The sequence below is a fragment of the Sphingopyxis sp. genome, assembly GCF_036402335.1.
Taxonomy (GTDB): Bacteria; Pseudomonadota; Alphaproteobacteria; order Sphingomonadales; family Sphingomonadaceae; genus Sphingopyxis.
Window position 1 is genome coordinate 1 of sequence record NZ_DASWTD010000470.1, and the last position, 4,967, is coordinate 4,967.

Annotated in this window: 5 protein-coding genes; 3 read left to right on the top strand and 2 right to left on the bottom strand. The window is 65.0% G+C overall.

Features of this window, described 5'->3' with window-relative positions:
- Window positions 1–127: 127 nt before the first annotated feature.
- Complete coding sequence (locus VGD20_RS15280) at window positions 128–721, top strand: VOC family protein (protein WP_331135268.1); 594 nt, start codon at window positions 128–130, stop codon at window positions 719–721.
- A gap of 126 nt (window positions 722–847) precedes the next feature.
- Entirely contained in the window at window positions 848–1,465 is a 618-nt protein-coding gene (locus VGD20_RS15285) for a trimeric intracellular cation channel family protein (RefSeq protein ID WP_331135269.1), read from the top strand.
- Window positions 1,466–1,484: 19 nt separating this feature from the next.
- On the opposite strand, the gene VGD20_RS15290 is transcribed toward VGD20_RS15285, so the two are convergent.
- On the bottom strand, window positions 1,485–3,050 hold the full coding sequence (locus VGD20_RS15290) for a long-chain-fatty-acid--CoA ligase (RefSeq protein WP_331135270.1): 1,566 nt from the start codon (window positions 3,048–3,050) through the stop codon (window positions 1,485–1,487).
- Window positions 3,051–3,130: 80 nt separating this feature from the next.
- Between VGD20_RS15290 and VGD20_RS15295 the strand changes: the two genes are divergently transcribed.
- A complete protein-coding gene (locus tag VGD20_RS15295) occupies window positions 3,131–4,189 on the top strand; it encodes a 5-methyltetrahydropteroyltriglutamate--homocysteine methyltransferase (protein WP_414714583.1) in 1,059 nt (352 codons plus the stop codon).
- Between the two features lie 81 nt (window positions 4,190–4,270).
- Here VGD20_RS15295 and VGD20_RS15300 read toward each other — a convergent pair.
- The coding region (locus VGD20_RS15300; RefSeq protein ID WP_331135272.1) for an alpha/beta fold hydrolase at window positions 4,271–4,967 on the bottom strand (697 nt) is incomplete at its 5' end.

A 4,967-nucleotide genomic window follows, 5' to 3' on the forward strand; every position in this document is an offset into this window, starting at 1 on the left:
TTCCTCGATTTCGGCGTGTCGGTCGGTCAGCCGATCGACCCCGCCTTTACCAATATCGCGCGCTGGTACGAGCGGATGAAAAGCCGCCCCGGCGCCAATTCCAACTGATCGCATAAGGAGACGGATCATGGCTGCAGCAAATAGCGAGTTCGAATTCTGCGGGGTCAATCACCTCGCGCTGGTGTGCAAGGATATGGCGAAGACGGTTGAATTCTATCGCGACATCCTCGGCATGCCGCTCCTGAAGACACTCGATCTGCCCGGCGGGCGCGGCCAGCATTTCTTCTTCGACGTCGGCAATGGCGATAGCATCGCCTTCTTCTGGTTCCCGAACGCGCCCGAGGCGGTTCCCGGCATTTCGGCCCCCGCCGCGCTGCCGACTCGCGGCAGCTTCGTTTCGGCGCACGGATCGATGAACCATATCGCGATCAACGTCCGCGCCGAAAAATTCGACGAATATTACCAGCGGCTGGTCGACAAGGGCGTCGAGGTCACCCCGATCCTCAATCACGACAATTCACCGACCCAGTCGTCGCCCGAGATGAACGACGACGTCTATGTCCGCTCGGTCTATTTCTTCGACCCCGACGGCATCTGCCTCGAATTCGCGGCATGGACAAAGGTGTTCGACGAGAGCGATGTCGCGCACGATCCGGTACGGGCCGATGGTACCAAGGTCGATGGCTTCATCACCGGCCGCACCCCGGTACCCGCTGAATAGGCATTCCCAAGATTACCCATTGGGAACTCCTCCTGGACCCGGCTTCGGCCGGGTTCTTTTTTGCGTGGAAGGATGCCCGCCGATTGCGGGCGTGACGGCGGCGGCGCGGGGGCTTATCGCGCGGGAATGGACCTTTCTTTCGAAGCCGCACTGCCTTGGCTGGATATTGCCGGCCTGACCGTGTTCGCCGCATCGGGCGCGCTCGCCGCGGCACGCAAGCGGCTCGATATCGTCGGCGCCGCCTTTTTCGCGCTGATTACCGCCACCGGCGGCGGCACGCTACGCGACCTGTTAATCGGCGCGCCGGTATTCTGGATGCACAGCGCGGCGCCGATCTTCCTGTGCCTGATCGTCGCGGTCGCGGCTTGGGCAATCCCGCTACGCCGGTGGCCCGAACGCGCGCTCGACTGGCTCGATGCAGCGGGCCTTGCTGCCTATTCGGTCTATGGCGCCGCGAAGGCGCTGCAATACGGGATCGAACCCGTGCCGGCCGTTGCGGCGGGGGTGATCACCGGCTGCATCGGCGGCGTCATCCGCGATATCACCGCAGGCGTGCCGTCGATCCTGATGCGCCACGAGCTTTATGTGACCGCCGCGCTGATTGCCGCTGCCAGCTACATATCGCTGACGGCGATGCACATTCCGGCGCCGTGGCCGGCACTGGTCGCCGCGACGGTGGGCTTTCTCATCCGTGGCGCGGCGATCCGTTGGAAACTGGGGCTGCCGCCGCACCGCGGACGTTGAAAGACGTAACCGGAAGTCCCTACCCCACCGCCCGGTCGCGGCCTTCCCAATAGGGTGCGCGGAGTTCGCGGCGCAGCACCTTGCCTGACGGATTGCGCGGCAGCACTTCGATAAACTCGACGCTCTTGGGAATTTTATAAGCCGCAATGCGTTGGCGCGCCCAGGCGATGACATCGGCAGGGTCAAGCGTCGCGCCAGCCGCGGGCACGATCAGCGCCTTCACCCCCTCGCCCCATTTGTCGTCGGGCACCCCGATCACCGCGACGTCGGCGACGCCGGGGCAACCCATGATCGCGCTCTCGACCTCGGCCGGATAGACATTTTCGCCCCCCGACACGATCATGTCCTTGATCCGGTCGTGGACGTAATAAAATCCGTCGGCGTCGCGATAGCCGACGTCGCCGGTGTGCAGCCAGCCGCCCGCAAGCGTCTCTTCGGTCGCCGCCGCGCGGTTCCAATATTCCTTCATCACGATGCCGCCGCGGATCGCGATCTCGCCGATCTCCCCCTCGCCGAGTTCTTTCCCGTCGCCGCCAAGGATCGCCATCGCGGCGCCGGGCCAAGGTTTGCCGCACGAGGTCAGCTTGCCCGGCAGGTCGTGCGCAGCAGGCGACAGATAGGAGCCGCCGCCCGCGGATTCGGTCATGCCGTAGAATTGCACGAAATCGCAGCCGAAGGTCGCGCGCGCGCGGCGCAGGACATCCTCGGCGATCGGCGACGCGCCGTACGCAATCGACTTGAGCGCCGGATAGGCGCCGGCATCCGCGTCGGGCTGGAGCAGCATCATCTGGATCATCGCGGGCGCGAGGAAGGCGTGCGCAACATCCTCCCCGCGCATCATGCGCACCGCGTCGGCGGCGGTGAAATCCTTGACGAGCACCAGCCGCCCGCCCTGCGCGAGCCCCGAGAAGCTGACGTTCGTGCCCGCGACGTGGAACAAGGGCATGACGATCATCACCGTCTCGTCCTCACCATAGGCGAAACCGTCGACCTCGGTCGCGGCTTCGAGAAAGGCGCGGTAGTTGGCGTTGGTCAGCACGACGCCCTTGGGAAGCCCCGTCGTGCCGCTGGTATAGAGCTGAAGCACATCGTCGGTGAGCTGCGGCGGGTCGGCGAGCGGTGCCTCCGATGCCGCGCCGAGCCAGGCGTCGAAGGGCTCGAATGCCGGATGTTCGCCATAAAGCGCGATCAGGCGCGGCGGCGCCGCAAGATCGGCCACCGCTGCAAGCGCGCAGTCGAAGAAGTCCTCGCCGACGAAGAGCAGCTTCGGTCCGGCGTCACCGAGAATGAAGCCGATCTCGGCGGGCGCGAGGCGGCAGTTGATCGGCGCGAAGCAGGCGCGGGCACGCGCGGCGCCGAAGAACAGCGGATACCAGCTGTCGTGGTTCTTGGTGAGCGCCGAGACGCGGTCGCCGGGCGCAACGCCCGCTGCGATCAACGCATGCGCAACGCAGTTCGAGCGCGCATCGAGCGCGCTGAAACTCGTCTCGCGATCCCCGAACTTCACCGCGGTCGCCTGTCCCCGCACGCGTGCCTGCGCCGCCGGAATATCCGCCAGCGTCCGGATCGCTTCCAGATCGATCATTTTGCTCTCCCAACCGTCGTTTCGACTTGAATTAGATAGAATACTAAGCAAATGTTTGACCAGCCCAAAAATCGAGAGGAATGGCCTTGTTCGACCACCCCATATTGCCGACGACGATCGTTGGAAGCTACCCCCAGCCGGACTGGCTGATCGATCGCGAACGGCTGAAGGCCAGCCTGCCGCCGCGCGTGCGCGCCGAGACGCTGTGGCGCATTTCCGAACCCTGGCTCGCCGATGCACAGGAGGCGGCAACGCTGATGGCGATCCGCGATCAGGAAGAGCTTGGCATCGACATCGTCGGCGATGGCGAGATGCGGCGCGAAAGCTATTCGAACCGGCTCGCGACCGCGCTGTCGGGGATCGACACCGAGAAGCACGGCACCGCGATCGACCGTACTGGCAATGCCAATCCGGTGCCGCTCGTATCGGGCCCGATCCGCCGTATCGCGCCGATCGAGGCGCAGGACGCGGCATTCCTGCGCCGTCATTCGACCCGGCCGGTCAAGCTCACCCTGCCCGGCCCCTTTACGATGACGCAGCAGGCCGAGAATGGCCATTATCCCGACCTGCGATCGCTCGCGATGGATTATGCCGATGCGGTCAATGCCGAGGTGAAGGATTTGTTCGCGGCGGGCGTCGATGTCGTCCAGCTCGACGAACCCTATCTGCAGGCACGCGCCGCCGAGGCGAACAGCTATGCGATCGAGGCGATCAACCGCGCGCTCGACGGCGTCGGCGGCACGACCGCGCTGCATATCTGCTTCGGCTATGCGATGGTGCATCACGGCGCGGGCGCGACGGGGCCGAAGCCCAAGGCTTACGATTTCCTCGCCGAACTCGAAGCGTCGGCGATCGACGTGATCTCGATCGAGGCGGCGCAGCCGGGGCTCGATCCCGCGATCCTCGCCGAGCTGCCGACCAAGACGATCATGTACGGCGTGCTCGACCTGTCGATCCCCGAAGTCGAAACGCCCGAGGTAGTTGCAGGGCGCATCCGCGAGGCGTTGCGCTATGTCGATGCCGAGCGCCTGTGGATCGCGCCCGACTGCGGGATGAAATACCACAGCCGCGAGCATAGCCAGGCGAAGCTGAAGGCAATGGTCGATGGAACCGCGCTGGTCAGGGCGGAGTTGAATTAGCGTCATTGCGAGCGCAGCGAAGCAATCCAGAGCGGTTTACGCGGGCTCTGGATTGCTTCGCTGCGCTCGCAATGACTAAGTTCAGGCGTCCACGAAATCCGTCAGCAACGGCACGACAACGTCGGGCGCCTCGACCGTCGGCAAATGTCCGGCCCCCTCAATCACTTCCAGCCGTGCCCCCGGAATCGCCTCCAATATCTCGTCATGATGCGCGCGGCTGGTGATGCCGTCCTTCTCGCCCCAGATCAGCAAGGTCGGCACCGATATCTCGCCGAGCCGCGGGCGGCTGTCGATGCGCGCCATGATCGCGCGTTGCTGCGCGAGGAAGGTGTCGGCGCCGGTATCCGCCGCCATCTGCCGTGCGATACCGAGCAGCCGTTCGTCGCCGCGCTTTGCCTCGGGAAACAGGATCGGGATGCGTTCCTCCACCACCTGTTCGAAATTACCGCTCTCGACGAGGTCGATATAGCCCTGCCGCCGCGCGGTCTGCGCCGGCCCGTCGGCCGAGGCAAGCGTCGAAATGAGCGCAAGCTTCGCGACACGCTGGCGCGCGCGGCGCATCACCTCGAACGCGATGAAGCCCCCCATCGCGTGCGCGACCAGCACGAACTGTTGTGGGGCGTTGTCGAGAAGCCGCTGCGCGAAACCTTCGATCGTGTCGTCGCTGCGGTTATCGGCGACGATGACCTCGCGGCCGGCCCATGCATCGAGCAAGGGCTGCCACACGGCATCGGTCAAAAGCTGACCGGTGATGAGGACGATGGGGAGCGACATGGGT

Coding starts and splice junctions, on each gene's coding strand:
- VGD20_RS15285 (WP_331135269.1), top strand. CDS start 848: ATGGACCTTTCTTTCGAAGCCGCACTGCCTTGGCTGGATATTGCCGGC.
- VGD20_RS15290 (WP_331135270.1), bottom strand. CDS start 3,050: ATGATCGATCTGGAAGCGATCCGGACGCTGGCGGATATTCCGGCGGCG.
- VGD20_RS15295 (WP_414714583.1), top strand. CDS start 3,131: ATGGCCTTGTTCGACCACCCCATATTGCCGACGACGATCGTTGGAAGC.
- VGD20_RS15280 (WP_331135268.1), top strand. CDS start 128: ATGGCTGCAGCAAATAGCGAGTTCGAATTCTGCGGGGTCAATCACCTC.